Annotated in this window: 15 protein-coding genes; 4 read left to right on the top strand and 11 right to left on the bottom strand. The window is 46.9% G+C overall.

The window, feature by feature from the left end:
* The first annotated feature begins 388 nt into the window (after positions 1-388).
* A complete protein-coding gene (locus QUA01_RS26350) occupies positions 389-1,261 on the top strand; it encodes a pentapeptide repeat-containing protein (protein WP_333093440.1) in 873 nt (290 codons plus the stop codon).
* Positions 1,262-1,392: 131 nt separating this feature from the next.
* Here the strand turns inward: QUA01_RS26350 and QUA01_RS26345 are convergent, their stop codons facing one another.
* From QUA01_RS26345 to QUA01_RS26305, 9 genes are all read right to left on the bottom strand, one after another.
* Positions 1,393-2,607, bottom strand: a complete 1,215-nt coding sequence (locus QUA01_RS26345; RefSeq protein WP_333093441.1) for an FAD-dependent oxidoreductase — start codon at positions 2,605-2,607, stop codon at positions 1,393-1,395.
* A 422-nt stretch (positions 2,608-3,029) separates the two neighbouring features.
* Positions 3,030-4,562, bottom strand: coding sequence for a phytoene desaturase family protein (locus QUA01_RS26340; protein ID WP_333093442.1), 1,533 nt, complete (start codon positions 4,560-4,562; stop codon positions 3,030-3,032).
* A gap of 434 nt (positions 4,563-4,996) precedes the next feature.
* A complete protein-coding gene (locus tag QUA01_RS26335; protein ID WP_333093443.1) occupies positions 4,997-5,482 on the bottom strand; it encodes a CRR6 family NdhI maturation factor in 486 nt (161 codons plus the stop codon).
* 267 nt (positions 5,483-5,749) lie between these two features.
* Positions 5,750-7,708, bottom strand: a complete 1,959-nt coding sequence (locus tag QUA01_RS26330; protein WP_333093444.1) for a DUF3685 domain-containing protein — start codon at positions 7,706-7,708, stop codon at positions 5,750-5,752.
* A 40-nt stretch (positions 7,709-7,748) separates the two neighbouring features.
* Positions 7,749-10,001 carry a hypothetical protein gene (locus QUA01_RS26325; RefSeq protein ID WP_333093445.1) on the bottom strand — a complete coding sequence of 751 codons (2,253 nt, stop codon included), beginning with the start codon at positions 9,999-10,001 and terminating at the stop codon, positions 7,749-7,751.
* A 343-nt stretch (positions 10,002-10,344) separates the two neighbouring features.
* Positions 10,345-10,494 (bottom strand): hypothetical protein, encoded by a 150-nt coding sequence (locus tag QUA01_RS26320; RefSeq protein ID WP_333093446.1) that lies wholly within the window; start codon positions 10,492-10,494, stop codon positions 10,345-10,347.
* A gap of 79 nt (positions 10,495-10,573) precedes the next feature.
* Positions 10,574-11,038 (bottom strand): Fur family transcriptional regulator, encoded by a 465-nt coding sequence (locus QUA01_RS26315; protein ID WP_194067121.1) that lies wholly within the window; start codon positions 11,036-11,038, stop codon positions 10,574-10,576.
* Between the two features lie 362 nt (positions 11,039-11,400).
* Positions 11,401-12,372, bottom strand: coding sequence for an Hpt domain-containing protein (locus tag QUA01_RS26310; RefSeq protein ID WP_333093447.1), 972 nt, complete (start codon positions 12,370-12,372; stop codon positions 11,401-11,403).
* 181 nt (positions 12,373-12,553) lie between these two features.
* Positions 12,554-12,808, bottom strand: coding sequence for a hypothetical protein (locus QUA01_RS26305; RefSeq protein WP_333093449.1), 255 nt, complete (start codon positions 12,806-12,808; stop codon positions 12,554-12,556).
* Between the two features lie 194 nt (positions 12,809-13,002).
* Here QUA01_RS26305 and QUA01_RS26300 point away from each other — a divergent pair, with 194 nt between their 5' ends.
* Both QUA01_RS26300 and QUA01_RS26295 read left to right on the top strand, forming a co-directional pair.
* Positions 13,003-13,686: a DUF1345 domain-containing protein gene (locus tag QUA01_RS26300; protein ID WP_333093450.1), complete on the top strand. Its 684-nt coding sequence runs from the start codon at positions 13,003-13,005 to the stop codon at positions 13,684-13,686.
* A gap of 796 nt (positions 13,687-14,482) precedes the next feature.
* The gene (locus QUA01_RS26295; protein ID WP_333093451.1) at positions 14,483-15,142 is read left to right on the top strand and encodes a SanA/YdcF family protein; all 660 of its coding nucleotides are present in this window, start codon (positions 14,483-14,485) and stop codon (positions 15,140-15,142) included.
* A 129-nt stretch (positions 15,143-15,271) separates the two neighbouring features.
* Here QUA01_RS26295 and QUA01_RS26290 read toward each other — a convergent pair whose 3' ends face one another.
* The gene (locus tag QUA01_RS26290) at positions 15,272-15,499 is read right to left on the bottom strand and encodes a hypothetical protein (protein ID WP_333093452.1); all 228 of its coding nucleotides are present in this window, start codon (positions 15,497-15,499) and stop codon (positions 15,272-15,274) included.
* A 531-nt stretch (positions 15,500-16,030) separates the two neighbouring features.
* Between QUA01_RS26290 and QUA01_RS26285 the strand changes: the two genes are divergently transcribed.
* Entirely contained in the window at positions 16,031-16,669 is a 639-nt protein-coding gene (locus tag QUA01_RS26285; RefSeq protein WP_333093453.1) for a transaldolase family protein, read from the top strand.
* Positions 16,670-16,858: 189 nt separating this feature from the next.
* Here QUA01_RS26285 and QUA01_RS26280 read toward each other — a convergent pair whose 3' ends face one another.
* Positions 16,859-18,916 carry a serine/threonine-protein kinase gene (locus tag QUA01_RS26280; RefSeq protein ID WP_333093454.1) on the bottom strand — a complete coding sequence of 686 codons (2,058 nt, stop codon included), beginning with the start codon at positions 18,914-18,916 and terminating at the stop codon, positions 16,859-16,861.
* Positions 18,917-19,183 lie beyond the last annotated feature (267 nt).

The following is a 19,183-nucleotide window of genomic DNA, read 5'->3' as shown; positions in this document are numbered from 1 at the left end:
GGTTATTAAATGGGATCGAAAAATCAAAAATAAAGGCAATGCTATTTTATCCGGTTTAGCTGCGTAGCAGCTTATCATCGGTAAAATGTCGGAAATTACTTTTAACCGAACAGTTTTGATGTCGCAGCCTCAAACCCTTTATTTACCGGAAAGCCTCTAACGTGCCTCGGCCAGCGCTGCCTTCGTACCGCTTCCCTCAAACCCCTCTTCTAGGGTTGACTGTCCAAAACTGTCGCCAGTGTTGCAAAAAAACCGAGTATCTTGAGAAATATCAAGTTAGTTTGTAGCTTTATCGAAAGTGCGATCGCCTCCGCTCGATTAGATATAAAATATTTATTAAGAGTTAAGAATTTTTAGAGAAATTTTCGCTATTAGGAATCTAACCGCTATGGAAGTCACTGAGCTACTCAAAGACTACGAAAATGGCAAAAGAGACTTTGTAGGTGCCGAGCTGAGCGGAGCCAATCTCAGCGGAGCTATCTTGGACGGAATAAACCTTTCGAGGGCTAACCTTGCGGGAGCTAACCTGAGTCGGGCGCATCTGACCAAAGCAGCACTCAACGGCGCAAACCTTTGCAGGGCAAATCTGAGTTTTGCCAAAATGGGCCAAGCCAGACTAGCCGACGCAGATATCACGAAAGCCAATCTCAGCGGAGCTTTCCTCGTCAAAGCAAAACTCCCCAGGGCTAAGTTGACCGGAGCTCAACTCATAGGTAGCAACCTGCGGAACGCCATTCTCTGGAACGCCAATCTGTGTACGGCAGACTTGCAATTCGTCAACCTGCGGGGAGCAAACCTCACGGGAGCAAATCTCAACTGGGCGCACTGTCCAGAGGTAAAACTCAGCGGTGCAAAGCTTTTTGGCGCTCAACTCACAGGCATCTATCTCAGGAAAGCTTACATGAACGGCATCGACCTCAGCAGGACAGACCTCAATGGTGTCAATCTCAGCGAAGCCAAACTCAACGGGGTCAACTTGGAAGGCTCCAATTTGTTAGCAGCAAATCTCAGCGGGGCTCAGTTGCGGGGCGTCCAGTTGAAGGGAGCAGATTTAACCAGAGCGAACTTGGTGGGAGTTTCTTTGGTGCAGGCAAATCTCGATTGGGCTAGGCTGTGTTATGCAGACTTGAGCGAGGCAGACTTGAGCGGCGCAACATTCTTGGGAGCTAACTTTGAGGGTACTTTGTTAGCCGGCTCCACAATGGGCGCATCTGCGAGTTTTGATGTCTGCTTAACTGCGACTGGTTGTGTCGCAGCGTAAGCATTCGAGAAAAGTTACTCTGGCAATCAATATTTGATATGTTAACCGCAGATTTCCAGCGGATAAACACTGATGGACGCAGATAATTCAATTTTGTCTGCGATGCAGAGTGCAACTCAAGTCTATTGAACTCACCCGATTAATTTTGCGACTCGCAAAGCAGAGGTAATCGCTCCTTCGTGCAAACCATCCCCCAAATAAGCTCCCGCATGATAAGTGTGGTTCTCGCCGTTAGTCTCGATAACTTCGTCTCGGTATCGAAAAGACTCGACATTATACATGGGTGTATGATGTTTTTGAATGTGAATAATCTGGTTTTGGTCGATCGACTGTTCGAGTCGAAATGCTAAACTGTACTCTCGTGGTGACGAAATGCCGCAAAGCTGATTCAAGCTCGCATTGTAGCCCCATCCTTTGTCCGTCTCGAAAAAATCAAATTCTGATAACTTGCGGATGCCGTAGCGATCGTACATCGAAGTATCCGAATGCAGCACCGTCGTGGCATAATTGGGTTGCCACGCCCCAAACCGCTTCGTTTCCGCCTCCGTCGGGTCAGCCAACAGCCTCATTACTTGGTCTGGCGGCATCGCAAAAACCACCTTATCAAACTCCTGAATCTCCCCATCAGAAAGCACAATTTTTACAGCATCCGCACTTCTAAAAATCTTGGCAATCTCCCGATTTAGCAGTATATCGCCCTGAAAGCGCTCCAGAATCTTTTCAATGTAAGAATACACCCCCCCTTTAATCCTCACCCAATTGACCGAGGCATAATCGCGCAAAACAGGCATCGCCAATTGGGCAGGAAAATTGTCTAGTAATTCAAACGGTATCGAGTAGCTGTACATCGTCAACAACTTCAGCCAATCGTTACGGATGCACGAACTTTTCAAACTCCCAGAAAGCGCGATATCGTAGAAATCGTGCTGTTTGGCAAACCGCATTTTTAAAATAAATCCAGCCGAACGAGCATAAAGAGCATCCAGCCGCAAATATTCGATCAGACGTTGAATTCCCGTGAAATTCTTTTTGATTGAAACAGCAGACAAAAAGTGACTGCCATCTTTAAAAAACAGCGCTGATCCAATCTCCACTGGTTCTAATTCAACGCCTAACTCCTGCATTAAAGCCACAAAGTTGTAAAACACTGTGGGAAATTCCAGCACCCCATTTTCTAATATTTCATTGCATTCAGATTGATTTGGCAAAACATTTTTATTGAGCGTGCGAATGTGTCCGCCTAAAATCGGTTGCTTTTCCAAAACAGTGACGTGATGTCCCTGTTTATCGAGCCAGTAGGCTGTGGCCATACCGCTAGCTCCGCCCCCAACAATTGCAATTCTCATAGTTCGCTCCTAGAAGGAAGAAGGAAGAAGTCATTAGTCATTAGTCATTAGTCATCAGTCATTAGTCAGCAATCATTAATCAACAGTTAACAGTCAACAGTCATTAGTCATCAGTCATTAGTGCTGTCCCCTCCGAGCTTTCCGTACAATGTCATCAGTCCGATTGAAGATGGAAGATGGAAGATGGAAGAAATTCTCGTTCCCAGGTTCTACCTGGGAACGCATTTCACTGTTGCTGTGCTTCGTCATTTTTAAGAGGAGGCAGAGCCAGAGTGAAATTTATTCCTTGACTTTGCCAAGGAACGAGATAATGAGAGCAGAAACGAGAGATTTTTAAGAGGAGGCAGAGCCAGAGTGAAATTCATTCCTTGACTTTGCCAAGGAACGAGAGAAACAGGAAAATAACCAATTGCCAATTTTCCTTAGCCTAAAATCGCATCGCCGGATAAACGTTGATAAAGCAGCGCCCCCGTCCAAAATGTCGGCGCAAAGCCTGGATAGCCCGATGAGGCGTTGCAGAAATAGAAATTGTTGAGGGATGTTTCATGATTTAGTCGATCGACTCCCATGTTTTTCGGTGTCAGCCTAGAACCGTAGGAATTGCCGTTAGGACACCAACAGAAGCGCTCGTTAGTTGTAGGACTTCCGGTAATGTGAAATACCATGTGTTTGCGAAAATCTGGAACATAGTGTTTTTCAACTACGTCTAAAATAGAGTCCAGAATCTCTTGTTTTTTCTGTCTGTAAGCTTTGCGATCGCTCTCCCAAAGTTGTTTAAAATAGCTGTAATTCGCAACAGTCAGAAATTCCACAATTTGACAATCTTCAGGACAATCCCCCCCCGCTTCGGTGAGTAAAGTGGGTGTGGTAATTGCAAAACTCGGACTAGAAAAATCATTATTATCGTACATTTGAGCAAAAGCTTCATTCAGATTCAAGTGTTCGGAATGAAACGTATTCCATTTGCCAAATCCATAGTCTCGCAGGTCGATATCTTTGACAACACAGTAGACCATGTAATTAGATGCAGAATACTCGTAGTCGAGTTTCCGCCGCACTGTTTTCGAGAATAGTTCCTCTCCAATCATCTTGGCCGCTCGTTTGGGATCGAGGTTGCAAATCACCGTGTCGCCGGTGAATTCATGGGTTTGATGCGTGGTTAAATCCATCGCTTCAACTCCCGTTACCGTTCTATCTTTCACCCTAAAATTTGTGACTTCGTGGTTTAGAGAAACTTTCCCGCCGTTGGATTCAATGACTTTAACTAAAGAATTGATGACATCTTCAAAATGCTGCGTCGGGTAAAATGCACCTTCTTGATAGCCTCGAAACAAAGCAATCCAAGCATAGAAAGAAAGCTGGTTCGGAGGTAGCAAAAAGTCCGGCCATTGCAGGGCTAATAGGGTTTGGGCTGCTTGCGGGAGTTGGAATTTGTCGAACACGTCTTGAAGCGTGCTGTTGAGGTGCTGGACAGCGCAGAATACCTCGCTGAAATTTTTAATTAATTCAATTGGTTTGACGGGAGGAGCGAGTTTTCTGAGTCCTTCGCCGGTTTTTTCGACTTCGTTGACGAATTTGCGAATTCTCTCGCTTGCTTCGGGAAACAGCGCCGACAATCTGCGGATCAGTTCTTCTGATTCCGAGGGAATATCTAGTGCGTACCCCGGCATTCTCATGTGGTCGAAGCCATTCGGATCGTACCGTTCAAAGGTGACATCGCGATCGAGATTGAGTTTTTTGAGGACTCGATTCACTGTATGTCCTTCGCCGCAGTCCCAAACGTAGTGGAATTGGGCATTAAAGGTGTATTTTTTGGCCATTGTAAAGGTGTGGCCAAAGCCTCCGGGGTGTTCGTGAGCTTCAAGGATGTGTACGGTTTTGCCGGAGTTTGCCATCAAAGCTCCGAAAACCAGTGCTGATAAACCACTGCCGACGATGAGGTAATCTGTTTTCATGGGATATTTCCTCGATCGATATGAAGATGGAAGAAGGAAGAAGGAAGAAGTCATTAGTCATCAGTGCTGTCGCCTCTGAGCTTTCCGTACAACGTCATCAGGAAGATGGAAGAAGGAAGATGCGATCGACCACATGGGTTTCATTCCTAAGAACATTCTCACTACTTATTTATCTAAGCTAACTCTCAATTCTGAGGAAAACGTGAAGTCAAGCAACAAAATTGCTAATGGCGCTGGTTAAAGCATTGTATTAAAGCCATTTTGCGGTTGCTGTTAAGATTAATTAAGCTTTTTTAATCTAATTTATAGCTTGTAGGGCGAGCTTTCCAGGTCGCCCCACCAGGGAAAAAACCGGGTTTATACCTTTGTGCGTAAGTCTTAAGGTATAGATTTATCTACCTAATTAGGATGATATTAATGAGATGTCCGATCGCTTATTTGTGCGGTACTATGACATCAAAAAAAGCGTCATCTAGATCGTAACCAAACATTTGGGACATCGCCATCAACTTCGATTTGCTGGGAATTCCCTGCTGGTTCAACCAATCAGTCAACACAAAGATTTTGCTCATCAAAAACATTTCTAAAGCTTCAGGATTGTACTGAATGCCTTGGGTGCGGTGGAACTGATGCGGCACCAACATCGCCGCGTAGCGGGCCAATTCTCCACCTTTCCAATCTAGCAAAAAGGGCAGCCAAGGATAACAAGCATCCAAGCGGATAAACCACAGCCGCACTTCGGGAATTTCGGAGATTTCTCGCGGATCTAATTCTTCGCGCGGATACTCAATTTCAAATTGTACCTGTTGTTCGTTTTGGGCGATCGCCCCGGAGGCCAGCCACTGTTCGATCACAGTCCGCACCGGAGACAAATCTAAACTGTTTATGCGATCGGCATCAATCGATATCATAATACTCATAAAAAGTCAACCTTATAACATTAAGTTTTAGATTAATCCCACAGATAAATCCGGGAGTCCAGCACCCAATTGCTTGATAGTCAACTGTATACCGTTTAGTTATCATACCACCAGCTATAAATATTTTAGCTGACTAATGACTAATGACTGCTGACTGCTGACTACTGACTACTAAGAGGGCGGGCACGCACCATCCACTGCCCCTACCAACTGACTAATGACTAATGACTAATGACTACTGCCAACCACCAACTGCTAACTAACTAATTACCCATTTTTCCCAAATTTGCCATCCTGCAAAGAATTACCAATTCCCTGAATAATTCCCCGCCCGATCAAACCAATTCCCCGCCCTATCACCTGCGTCAAAACATAAACAACAGCAGCACCCAACAGCGAAATCACCGCGCGAACCCTAGGCGCGATCGCATCCCTAGCTTCCAGCAGCAAAGTCAACACCAACTGCAACCCAGAAAGCTGGACCAACTCCCGATTTCTCGGAGCATAAATAGAAATTCTCTTGATTCCCGCATCGCCCAAAACAAACAGCCAAAATCTGCTTTCAAAAATAGCTTTTGGTTCCACAAAATAGCTATCCCAGCGATATCTCCAGGATAAATTATTCCGAAACCGCTCAATTTCCCGCGTCGAAATCAACTTTTCATCGTAAAAGTTTTGCTTGATTTCCTCAATATTTGCAAAATTATTCAGTAGGGGCTGCACTACTCCGCTAGCAATTTGAATTGCCAAATTTTCTAACAAAGCTTCCGCTCGCTGCATTGCTTGCGGGCTGCCAGCAACACAAGAAAGATTGCCAACTGTCAGAGGAATTTCAAATAATAAATGGGCAAAAAAATCAACAGTCATCGGTATTTTGTCAAGAATTTCTGCCGCCACGGCTGTTTCTTCTGCCAACAGCACCGGCACCATTTCTACGCTACTGCCGTTTAATAAATTAGCAGCGGTTATCGCTGGATTTTCTGACAGTTTCAAGTTTGTTGGACTGTTGTCTAAAAGCAGATTTTCTTCTGTTTGTAGCGTATAATATTTGCCAAAAAAATCTATGATTGTTGCTTCCCACAAATCCCGCAAAATAGCAGGCATTTTTTCTGACAATTGAGTTGGCTGCACTTGCGAAAAGCGCAATTCCTCTAGCAAATCCTCTAACTTCCGCAGGATGGAACTCATCAATTCGCGCTTTTGAGCCGATCGCAAAATATCGATTTCCAAAGGCACGCCAGTCAAATTCACCAAATCAAACTGTAATTTAGCAGCCGCCGAATCAAACAAACTCCCTTGCCAATCATTTGCCACCACCAAAGATTCCGCCGCCACTTGAGATTTCGCGACTTGCAACTGAGAATTACTCAACAAATTCTCTGCTTTTCCTTCTGCCTTCTCTCTTCTTTTTACCTTGAGCGAAGCCCGATCGTCCTCTTGCTTCTTTTTACCTTGAGCGGAACCCGATCGCCCTCTTGCTTCCAATAATAACTGACTGACAATCCAGCGAGCAGCCAACAATTCTCGGCGGCGTCCGCTGACTATAACCCGGTCTAAAATAGAGGGCAAATCCGTCGCATCTGCCGCTTTCACCTCTTCTAAATCAGCTTTGACAAGCGCCAAAGCTGAGTCTATTTCCCGCAATCCAGACACAAAAGCATCAGTCAGGATGTTTTGGCGTAAAGGGCGATCGACTATCCGATCATCTAAATTTTCCTCAGCAGCAATTGCTGCTGAGTTTTCTATTGCTGCAACTACGGCTGAATTTAGTTGTATTGTCGAGTTAGCTGTCGCATCCGCCGGCCAATAAGTGCTGCCCGAACCAACCGCGCGAATAGCTTCCATTGTCACAGAAATATCTCTACCTTTAGGACAATAGCCATTCGCGCCCGCAGCTTGTAAGACCGCCAACAACTCCGGTGTCAGCGGTTCGCCTAGCAGCAAGAGCGGCAGGTTGGGGTACAAACTTTTGAGTTCGCCACAAGCTGCCAGCGCCGAATCTTGACCCGATCGCAAATTTAAGGTCTCAACACCCAAAATTGCCAAATCTGGGGGCTTCTCGGCCGCTCCAGAGTCGAGGGAGCGAGCTTCTAAAACCTGCAGGGCCTCCGAGACAGTCGAAACCTCTGCGACAACCTCCAAGTCTGGAGATTGTTCGCAGGCGACTCGCAATCCCAGCCGGAAAATGGGGTCGTTATCGATCGACAGCAGTTGCAAATTACTCACTCGATTTTAGATGTTAGAGGTCGATCGCCAGAAAACCCAATTACTCGGGGAGCAAATTAGCATCAGGAGGCCCGGCTGATTCAGGAATCGACGGCGGAGCCGGAGCCGGAGCCGGAGCTGGCTCTGGAGCTGGAGCCGGAGCTGGCTCTGGAGCCGGAGCCTCTTGTCTGGCGGGCGGATAGTAAGGTTCAGGCTCCCTCGCCGGAGGATAGTAAGGTTCAGGCTCCCTCGCCGGAGGATAGTAAGGTTCAGGCTCCCTCGCTGGAGGATAGTAAGGTTCAGGAGCCGGAGCCGGAGCCTCTTGTCTGGCGGGCGGATAGTAAGGTTCAGGTTCAGGAGCTGGCGCGTACTCCTCCTGTCGCGGTGCTGGTGCGTACTCTTCCTGTCGCGGAGCTGGCGCGTACTCCTCCTGTCGTGGTGCTGGTGCGTACTCGCGAGCGGGTTCAGGCGGTGGTGCAGTGTTGGCTCTGAGTTCGGCACTCCAGCGCCCGATCGCCCCTGCCGCCTCTGAATGCAGCGCTCTACCGTAACCGATTTGCGAAGCCATATCGATCGCCGCCGACAGACTACCTTGAGACGCCAATTCAGCAGCTCGATCCAGAATCGGTCTGTCTCTAGCAATTTGCAGTTCGCTCACCCACTGATAGATATTATCCTGAGCTTTGGCGTACAGAGTCCTACCGCTCTTAATTTCCGAAGCTTTATCAATAGCCGCGCTCAGTTTTCCTTCCTTCGCCAGGGCGATAGATTCATCCAAAAAAGGCTGATCTTCAATCACTTCAATGCGTTTCGTCCACTGAGCCAAGAGAGTTTGCGCCTCTATTCTCCGGGGCCGGTTGAGAGCCACCAAACGTACCTGAGCAATGCCGCCCTTGAGTCCTTCAACCGTTCCCGACTCTGCCAACTGCTTCGCCAGAGTCACAAAAGATTTGTCTTCGATCCGCTGAATTTCCCGGCGCCAAGTAGCCACCAAAGTTTGAGCGTGAATCCGCCGCGGCTGAGAAGGGCCGATGGTTTGCGCTTCAGCGATCGCTACCTGAAATGCCCCTATCTGACCAAAATCAGCGATCGTGCTCGCCATTTGCAGCCGCACCAAATCTTGAAACTGCACCTGTAAATTTTCAATTTGAACTTGAGCCTGCTTGTACAGAGGGCGGCCCGGAGCAATTTGGCTAGCAGCGCCCTGCCCTTCGAGCAAACTAAAAATATGTTGTGGTAGCGGTGTGGAAATCGACTGATTCCACGTCACCGCCTGAGCTCTACCCAACTGCATCAAATCTTGAGCTTCCGCAAACAGCGGCGTATTTTGTGGCACGACAGAAGCCGCCTCGATCGTCCCCGGCAAGTCTTTCGCCTCCAACCGCTTAGTAGCCATTGCCAGCAAAGTCCGGCTCCAACCCTCAATTTCCTTCTCTGCTTTCGCGCGCGCAAAAAGCTGCGAGTCTATTTTACGAGCTAGGACGATCGCCTCAGCGAACTTTTGCGGAGTCCCATCCTGCGCCAAATCTCTCGCCTCTTGCAAGCGCTGCCAGCCGTTTCTTTCCAAAGAAATCTGCTGGATCAGCTCGTTGTAGCGCTTCTGACTCCAGAAAATATTTTCCAGCTTGAACAAAGCTTGAGCGTAATCCCAAGCCTTCTTTAAATCCTCGCTTTTCAAAGCTGTTAAGGCTGTATCGTAGAGTTTTTGACCCTCCTGCCAATTTTTTTCCCAAGCAGCAACAGCTTCCTCTACATCTGGGTAAGACGGACTGGTTTTGGGAATTTTCGCCACAATCTCCAGAGCCCCCTTCAAATCCCCTTGCTCAATTTTTGCCCTGGCAAAACGCAGCATGGCTTTTGACCATTCTCCGATCAAATGTTGCCCCTGCGAGTATAGCGGGTGTTCTTTGGGCCAAGCCTGCACCAGTGCAATTGCCGATTCTAGCTGTTCTAGTTTTCCCGACTTAGCCGCTTGTTGAGCGCAGTAAAGTCGCTCTCCATCCGCCGCCAGCGGCGACAGTTGTTGGCAATTTGGTGGTGGAGGCATAGTCAGCAACCACAGGAATGCGGCCGCACCGGTGACTCCAAATCCCACTAGGAGACTCAGCCAGATGAGCTGCCACTGCCAAAAAGTTCTCTTGCCCTCGTTGCTCGGCAGCACCCTTGCTGAGGTACTCGCATCGCCTATCGCCTCTGCACTCAATTGTGCTGTCGGCTTGGGTGATGGGTTGTACTGCGGTGCTCTGTGGAATTGGTCAGATTGTCGTCTCGCCATTACTTCAGCTTGTCCTGTAATGCGCTCTATGCGTGACACTCCCACATCAAATCCATAGATTGTGATGTGGGATTCTGACTCCTGTTAAGGAGATCGAGAACTTCCTTCAAGGTACTGGCAATCTTTCCCTTTACGGCATTTTATAGTGAGGTTTGTGTCCCGCCCCACTGCTGGCTTTGGAGTATTTTAGGCTCTGTAAGCACGTAGATCATACCAGTTATCAAACTGTTATTCACAGCTCTCGCTGGCAGTTTAGCAGAAAAAACTGTATTAAGCCCCGTCAGTAGATTTTAGATTTTAGATTTGACTCTGCTTTTGAATTAGGGAGTTTCACTAAAGTTTTAACTTTTTTACCCGAAAAAATGGGTTTAAAGCCTCTCCCTTATAGCGTGCAAGGAAAAATTAATTTCCCTAACAGACAATCTCCTCGCGCGATCGCCCGAAGTAACTGTCCCAGCTCAGCAGTCAACTGTTGAACGTACAGAATTGCTCTGCGCCCGACGGCGATCGATCGCCGTCGGGCGCAGAGCAATCATACTGAAATCATTTTATACTGCCGACAGGTTTATTTCCAACATTGCTTTAACAGCAGGCAGCCTAGGGATTTCTGGTTAAAAAGCCTTTGGTGTCTCGCTAACACTCGATGCTTCCGCCTCTGCCCCGGCCGAGCGGTATCCGTAGAAATCTATCCGGTAGTCTACAATTTTGACACCAGTTTGCTGTTGAATTTGTTCGATCAACTCGATCGGCAATTCCACATGAACGTCGAGAATCTGAGCCGTATCCAGACAGTTGACATGAGAGTGAGAGTCGCTGACATTCCCGTACAAGCGTCCCTCCGAGCGTTCTATGCACTCAATAATCCCTTCTCTCGAAAGGGCTTCCAGATTTTGATAAACAGAAGTATGACCGATCGAATGCGCTTGTCGGTTCAGGCGATCGTAAATTTCTCGAGCCGATAGGTGTTCTTTTGCATCCCACAAAAGCTCTAGAATAAATCGACGCTGGCGGCTCAAGCGCATTCCCGCCGCCTGACAGCGGTTTAAAGCATCTTCTAATGAACGAATTGGTTTCACAGCTACCGCCTTCTAGAGCCTGCTCGATGTTTAATTCTGGTACAATACTGCACGCCGATCTTAATATCTAAATTCTAACGCAGGGTTGCCCAACAGTAGAAGATAGAAGGCAAAAATCAAAAATCCGTAAATCTTCAATGCCCCTATCGACTAACCGTTGCTGCACTACACCAGAGTTGCACTCAATCGCTTTCAATTATTGAATTATCTGCGTCCATCAGTGTTTGTACGCTGGAAATCTGCGGTTGACAGATCGATCGAATACTTGTGCAACTCAAGTCTACGAGCCTGCTGTGAGCACGCAGCAGAAAATTTCCGTCTCAAAAATATTGCTTTGACCTTATTTTCTACTGCAACAACTCCTATTTCGAGGATTTGATAGCATGAACCAGTAACTTGGCGATTTCCGAAAGTTGCTTTTTGTTGAAAGTTTTGAGCAAAAGCTTTACTACCGCCTTCGGGTCGGCGGGAAGAGCTACTTCCTTCGATGCCGGTGGTGCTGCGGTTGCTGGGGCGCTTGCTTCTACAGTTTTTGGGCTTGCTACCAAAAGTAGCAAATTTTTACTCGGAGCGATCGTCTTAACTTTCCCCCCTTGCACCAAATCCCCAGCCTCCTTGAGTTCTTTGATAATCAGCGGAGCTAAGACTTTATAAGAGTTTTTGGGATTAACGATCGCCCCTCTAGCTATTTTCACTAAATTTTGCCAAGTCTCAATTTTACCTCCCAACTTATACAGGCGAACGCACACAGCCGCCAACTGCTCGCGACTAGCAGCCGATTCTTTCTGTTTGAACCCCTGCAACATTTCTTTCAGTAAAACCATCACTTCCGCAGCAAAATTCGCCGGCACACCGCCCGCGGTTTGAGCGGCCCCGGCCCCGCGAGCCACCGCAGCAGCAGCCGGAACTTTACCCGCAGCCAAGTTTTTGAGATGAGTTTCCAGTTGAGCAAAAACTGGCATCACCTGTTGAACGAGTTTTTCTCCCTCTTCATTCCTCAAACCAAAAGGCCCTTCCAGTCGCGCCAGCAAATCTTTAAGCGTATCAACTCCCTTTAAAAATAGGGATTCTGCCGTTTGGTCAACCTGCTTTACGGGCCCGTCCTTGAGTACCTTAAAACAATCTTCCAAGCGGTGAGCGGTTGTTTTGATACTATCCAAACTGAGCATCGCCGCCCCTCCTTTGACGGAATGGGCGGCTCGGAACATCTCTTGAACGCTTTCGGGGTCTTTCATCGTGGACTTCAAATCCACTAAACCATTTTCTAGAGTATCGAGGTGCTCCTTAGCCTCCTCGATAAACAAACGCATAATTCGATCTTGCTGATCTGACACGACAGTTCTCCTAACAATCTCAGCCCCCCCTCCAGAAAGCACCATCTTCGCGGGAGGAAACAGGACTCCTGCCAAAAGTCAGAAGCTTCCATGCAAAATATTCTAGCCTGACTAACCTAGCAGGCTCAAAATACTGTCGGGCCAGTCTGAATCTGTAAAACTGGTGCGGTGCAGATTAAACCTATAGTTCTGAAGGAGTATCGGGAGCGATTTCAATGCCCCTGCCTTGTTTCATCATCTGCTGATCCGTAATTAAATCGCTCAATTCCTTAACTTCAACGCCGATGTTTTGGCAAGCCTGTTTCAATTCCCGCTGGAAGCTGTTGAGGTCGGCTTCGTAGCCGCAAAGCTGCGCGGCTGTGACGATTCCTTGTTGGGCGTTTGCTTTGGCGCAGTCGATCAATTCAAGGCCTGTGAGGGGTTGGGAGGATGCCATAGTGTCAAACCACAATTTATATTTTGTCCCACTGTACCGAAAATGTTGAGATCGATCGATCTATCAAAAGGCATGAAACATCCTTTCTGTGCTGCGCGTTATCAATTCTTACCTTTTTTTGGGGAGTTCCTGGCAAGATAGCAGTAATTGGCATTTTTTAATCTAGATTGTGCCTAACTTAATCTTGAATCGTAGTGAAAAACCTTCGCTTATCCAAAATGCACTGGCTTTGGAGCGTCCGGCACCGCCTTTTGGTGTCTGTTCTGTTCGCTATAGCAGTTACTGTTGTCCTGCCGCCTGACTATTTCCTGCTGACTCGGATGCTTTGCATTTGGAACGCGGGCGCTGTCAGTTTCCTAATTTTAACTTGGATGCTGATGCTGCAAGGCACTCCAGAACTGATGCGCCACCACGCTCAGCAGTTGGATGCAGGTCGCTTGACTATCTTGAGTACGATCGTCGCAGCCGCTTGTGCTAGCTTGTTGGCGATCGTCTTCCTGCTGCGCGATACCAAAGGCTTGCCCCCCCATTTGCTATTTTTGCACTTGGGGCTTTCTGTGCTGACAATTGTTGGCTCTTGGATGCAGGTTCACACTATTTTCACCATGCACTATGCCCGCAGCTACTACGGAAACAGCAGCAAGCAGCACAGCAGCCATTCGCAGGCGAAGGGTTTGGATTTTCCCGGCGACGAGGAACCAGACTACAAAGATTTTTTATATTTCTCCTTTGGGATTGGGATGACTTGTCAGGTTGCAGACGTGCAGACAACTTCTCGTTCCATGAGGTATCTCGTGCTTTTTCACAGCGTGTTGTCGTTCTTTTTTAACACTGCTATTTTGGCTATGAGCGTCAATATTATTGCTGGATTGAGTTGATAGGAATCAGTAGAATTGGCAAACAGAAAAATTGGTATTATATGAAATTCGCTAGCATAGAAATTATTAGCTATCATCGTTCCCACGATTGCAGATCGAACAATATAATTTCAATGGAACCGGAAAGGATATTCTGAAATAAATTTAGCCAAATTACCCAGATTTGCCTGACGCAATATGAATAACAACCAAAATTATAGCAACTAGCATTTTGCACAATTTTAATCGCTTTGAAGATCTCGATTGTTGGCATTGCTGAGTTAAAGTATGAATAGTAAAAATATCGGTTTGCTCGATCGAAATATGAGATCGCATCCGGTCAATTAAGTTATTAAATTTTCATTCTTTAATCACAAAAACCATTTGTTCGTAGTGCGGAATTTAGTCCGCACTACGAACCTGATTTAAATCTGTCAATCGACCGAACACGAGTTCAAAAGTAACCGTACAAAAAATCAGATTTTTTGTAAACAATAGTTAGTTGTGGGATTTGTATATTTAGCCGTTCATACTCTAACTCAGCAACGCCCGATTATTTGGCTGCGATTGTTAACGCTGTATTTGCCGCATAACTTGGCAATATCGTCAATATTTTTTTTCAACCATAAAGCTATGAGACAGTTAATTTAAGGACGCATCTCATTGGACAAATTATTTTTTTGCTTGATTGCTGTCGCCGAAGAGCGAGTTGTATAATAATAATAATTGCGAGCGGAGACGATCGCACTGTAAAAAAAATGCTTTTTGTCAACCCGGAGATGCTCCCCAAAAAGTTCCCTCAAATAAGCTTAAATTTATGCTACTTAAATCGTTTCTATTGCAACTGCGCTTAGCCTTACCGCTCTTAATACTAGCCTGTGCGCTCACATCCCTAGCGCTCAACTACTACGTCAGACTTGTTACCAGCAACTACCGTCACAGCGATATAGCTAAGGTTCCAGCAGAACCTATCGCCATTGTTTTTGGTGCTGGAATTTGGGAAGATGGCACTCCGACTCCAATGTTAGCCGATCGAGTGCAAGCCGCGGTCGATTTGTACAAAACTGGGCGAGTGCGCCAAATTTTGATGACAGGAGACAACAGCAGCCCAGATTACAACGAAGTCAAAGCAATGCAGGAGTATGCCCAAGCACAGGGCATACCGCTAAATAATATCACTCTCGATTATGCTGGTTTGAGCACCTACGAAAGCTGCTATCGGGCGAAAGAGATTTTTGGCATCACCCAGGCTGTTTTAGTGACTCAAAACTTTCACATAGCCCGCGCTGTTTATACCTGTCGCCAGTTGGGCGTACAGGCGATCGGCTTGGGAACCCCCGATTGGGGGAAATTTCGCCAATCTAGCATGATCCGTTACAGTTTTCGCGAATTTTTGGCAGTCCTCAAAGCGCTTTGGGAAGTGCGCGTTTCCCGTCCCAAACCGACTTTTTTGGGGCCGTTTGAAGGAATAAAATAAAAAATATGGGCGATAAGTTGAAGAGTTAAGTCCTTAGATAGAGGAATTTAGTCCGAACGATCGAACTAATTTGTTTAAAAAGAAGCCGTAAGTTTTAATTGAAGCAAAATTATCAATCCAACTCACAGCTTACTTGGGTTTGGAAAGTCCTGCCAGCGACCAAGTTAGGCTCACCATCATCAAACGGCCCAGAGCCTTCATACGGTCTTCGGCGTTATTTTCAACCAATTGAGACAGAGTTTCCGAATTCAGATTTATCGAGGATTCTTCAGCGACTACTGCTGGTTCTTCTAACGGGACTTGTTCCGCAAATGTCTCAAGGCTGACTTGTCGCTGCTGATTTTTTTGTTCGGTCATTTCTGAGTCACCTCCTGGAGCGATCGCATATATAACCCCTACTACAAATGTAACTTATGTGTATCCGGGATTCGGCAATTAAATTTTTCTGTACCCAACAATCACAATTACCAACAAACTTCTAAGCTTTGAGCTCATTTATAAGTTATCTTCATCAAAACTTATGCACTTTCCCTCAAAAACCTGGTTTTTTGATGTAAATTTTGTTAAATTCCCAGCTTGTATTATGTCCGGGAAAATAACCTGCGGCGCGTTGGTAGTGAGGATTTTAGTTTTGTGAATTTTCTGGGGATTCATCTGGTCACTACAAAACCAATTTAATTGTAGTCGTGACTGCAGACACGATATTACGCATTCTCGGCTCCCACGCTACTGCTTGTGATGCACATCACTGAATTGTTATATTTACTTAAGAGTAAGATTTCCGAGATTCTGATATTGTTAAAGCTTGTCTAATGAATTTTGCTCAAATTTATCTCAAGCTGAAAGCAAGCGTCTGGAAATTATTAAGAAACTCAAGGTGTAGAGCCGATGGCAATTTATGTTGATACTGCAATTATAGCAACTGCCGCACGGGCGATCGAGTTCGGATGGATAGCGGGAATTACTACTAATCCGACACTTTTGGCAAAAAGCGAGCTATCTGCTGATGAGACACTAAAACAACTGGCACAACTGACTTCTGGAGAAGTGTACTATCAGCTAACGGCATCTGATTTTGATGGCATGGTAGCAGAAGGAAAGGCTGCTTTTGACTTGATCGGGCGGCAAACAGTTTTGAAAATTCCAGCAACAGCGGCGGGCTTCCAAGCAGTAGCTTATTTGTCGGGGGAAATTCCTTGTGCGGTGACAGCTATTTACAGTGCCGCCCAAGCCGTTGTGGCGGCAGAAGCGGGGGCCAAATATGCGATCGCCTATGTGAATCGCGCCACCAGATTCCTGGGAGACGGTTTTGCCTTAGTGCGGGATATGGCGAATGTTTTAGAGAGAACAAATACAGAGATTTTAGCAGCTAGCATTAAATCGCCGGAAGAAGCAGTCAAGACTTTATTAGCCGGCGCGCATCATTTGACATTGCCTTTTGACGTGTTGGAAGCAATGGCCGTTCACGAATTATCGCAGCAAACTGTTGATGAATTTGCCAAAAACGGGCGGGGAATTTTGGGATAATAGCAAATCCAGTTGCACAACCTGTTGATTATTTGGAAATTGGTAATTGGGAATTGGCTATTAGTAAGTACGGGCGGGTGCGGGTTGATGCAATTGTTGGTACTGCCAGCAAGATCTCTATCATACAAAATTAGTCATTAGCAATGATTCAATTTGTTCATCTAGAATCTCAAGTTTACAGTGGTTTGACTATGGCATTCGCCAAATCTTAATAGTGCGATCGGGACTGCCACTTACCACAGTCTTGCTATCTTTGGTAATAGCAATAGAATTCACAAACTGACTGTGACCCGAAAGAGTGGCTCTTTCTTTTCCTGTCTTCAAATCCCAAACTATAATCTCTCCGCCCGCGCTAATCAAAGTGCGACTGTCCGGGCTAAAGGCGATCGCCCTCACCCAACTCGAATGCCCTTTAAAAGTGCGGGTACGCTTTCCGTCTCGCACGTTTGACAAACGGATTGTATTGTCGTTGCTCGCACTAGCCACAAGTTGCCCGTTGGGGCTAAAATCTACAGCATTAACCGCACCCCCGTGACCGGTGATAATTCTTCTGACTTCTCCGGTGTCGAGATTCCACAAACGCACAGTCTTGTCCTCGCTGCCGCTGGCGAGAGTTTTACCGTCTCGGCTCAAAGCGATCGCATTTACTCCTCCAGCGTGGCCGGCCAAAGTCCGCAACCTGCTGCCGGTTTTGGTATTCCACAAACGCACAGTTTTGTCATCGCTGCCGGTAGCCAGAGTTTTACTGTCACTGCTAAAAGCGATGGCGTTGACGGCGGCTTGGTGAGCGGCAATTGTCCGAATCCGCCGCCCAGTCTTCAAATCCCACAAAATCAGATTATTGTCATCGCCGCCGCTGGCAAAAATCGAGCCATCCGGGCTCACAGCCAGCGACTTGACCGATTTTTTAGAATGCACCCCATTCAGAGTCCGCACCAGCCCTCCCGTTTTCAGATTCCACATCCTAATTGTCCCAAAGCTGGCGCTGACTAAAGTTTTACCATCTGGCGACAGGGCGATCGCATTTACACTCCCGACATTATCTAAACTTCTTTCCAAAAACCTACTGCTAGGCAAACTAGAAAGCAGCCACACCGGGTTTGCCGGAAACAACCCGTAACGCATCGAACCGTAAATTTGAGACGCACCAATACCCAGCATCAAGACAGCAGCACCCGCCACCCACTTATTTTTCCCAAAAACATTTTTATCGGCCTTGTTCGAGCCCGAATTCAGAGGTCTGAGGCGCTTCATCAAACTCTGCTTCGTCGCCCCAGCTCCGGCGGAACTTGCGCGAATTTTAGTTTGCCCCGTCGTCGGTAACTGAGTCGGCAACTGAGTTTCTGCCGCGTCTAGATTAATTTCCTCCAAGCACTGCAAAACCATTTGCGGACTTTGAGGTCGATTTCCAGGAAAAGGTGCCATCAGGTAGTCGATCACATTAGCCAAGGGGTCAGAAACTTGAGGAGCTCCCTTGCGCCACATTAATCTGCCCGTGCGCGGGTTTTCGGGAAACGCAGTCGGCGGCTTCCCTGTCAGTAAATAAACAAAAGTGCGGCCCAGAGCAAAAAAATCCGACTGCGGAACAGCTTTGCCATTAGTTTGTTCCGGCGGCGTGTAGCCAGGGGAAACGATACCAGTCACATTTGCCCCCTGACCCACCTTAGCGAAATAAGTCGCCGACACTTCCCTAGCAGTCCCGAAATCAATCAGCACTAACTGCCCGTTGGGCTTGCACATAATGTTGTGCGGCTTGATATCTCGATGAAAATAGTTGAGTCGGTGAACTTGGTCTAAAATTTCCGACAGTTGTTTGAGCCAGTTGAGAGCTTGTTGTTCGCTGATCGGGCGGCCCCGATGTTTCAACCAGTCTTGCAAATTTGCACCAGCAATTTTCTCCATCACCAGACAGTGAAAAGACTCTGTGCTGTGAGCTGGCGAAAATGTAAAATAACCGTCGCGATCGACTTTTGGAATACCTGGATGTCTCAGCCTGACCAATACGTCGGCTTCTTGCTTAAACAGTTCTACAGCTTTGGGATGTTCTTTGAGCAGGACTTTGATCACTTTTCGGGTGCCGTTGTCGTCTACTTCAAAGGTTCTGCCAAAGCCGCCGCTTCCGAGAGGCGTGACTAGCCGATATCGACCTTCCAACAAAAGTTTAGACCCGCAGTGAATGCACGCGGATTTACCAGAGTTGGCTGGATCGGAGGGATTCGGGCATTTGGGATTGAGGCAATAACTCACGAAGCCACATAACCCTGATTGAGGTTGCTCTATCAAGTTTTACTCGGGCATTCTCAGCACTGGGTTGTGACTGAGATTCTTGTATGGGCGAAGTCACTTGCTGGCTACTGGATTGCTCCAGCTTTCAGTAGAGGTGTCTTCTCCTCAAGCGTAAATTTCGGTATGCCCTACCGTATTCGATTAGTCGTTTTTATCATAAAAATGGGTCTAAAACCCCATGCTTCTAGCACGGCTTTGCTGTATGCTTGTAGTAGTGGAAAGGTAATC

The sequence above is a fragment of the Microcoleus sp. S36a_B3 genome, from assembly GCF_036700745.1.
Classification (GTDB): domain Bacteria; phylum Cyanobacteriota; class Cyanobacteriia; order Cyanobacteriales; family Microcoleaceae; genus Microcoleus.
Note: the sequence above shows the minus strand (reverse complement) of the source record. Positions and strands in the feature narration are given on the sequence as shown.

Bases quoted from the DNA above. Each gene is read 5' to 3' on its own strand.
- QUA01_RS26350 (WP_333093440.1), top strand. From the start codon at position 389: ATGGAAGTCACTGAGCTACTCAAAGACTACGAAAATGGCAAAAGAGAC.
- QUA01_RS26345 (WP_333093441.1), bottom strand. From the start codon at position 2,607: ATGAGAATTGCAATTGTTGGGGGCGGAGCTAGCGGTATGGCCACAGCC.
- QUA01_RS26340 (WP_333093442.1), bottom strand. From the start codon at position 4,562: ATGAAAACAGATTACCTCATCGTCGGCAGTGGTTTATCAGCACTGGTT.
- QUA01_RS26335 (WP_333093443.1), bottom strand. From the start codon at position 5,482: ATGAGTATTATGATATCGATTGATGCCGATCGCATAAACAGTTTAGAT.
- QUA01_RS26305 (WP_333093449.1), bottom strand. From the start codon at position 12,808: ATGGCATCCTCCCAACCCCTCACAGGCCTTGAATTGATCGACTGCGCC.
- QUA01_RS26295 (WP_333093451.1), top strand. From the start codon at position 14,483: ATGCTACTTAAATCGTTTCTATTGCAACTGCGCTTAGCCTTACCGCTC.
- QUA01_RS26290 (WP_333093452.1), bottom strand. From the start codon at position 15,499: ATGACCGAACAAAAAAATCAGCAGCGACAAGTCAGCCTTGAGACATTT.
- QUA01_RS26285 (WP_333093453.1), top strand. From the start codon at position 16,031: ATGGCAATTTATGTTGATACTGCAATTATAGCAACTGCCGCACGGGCG.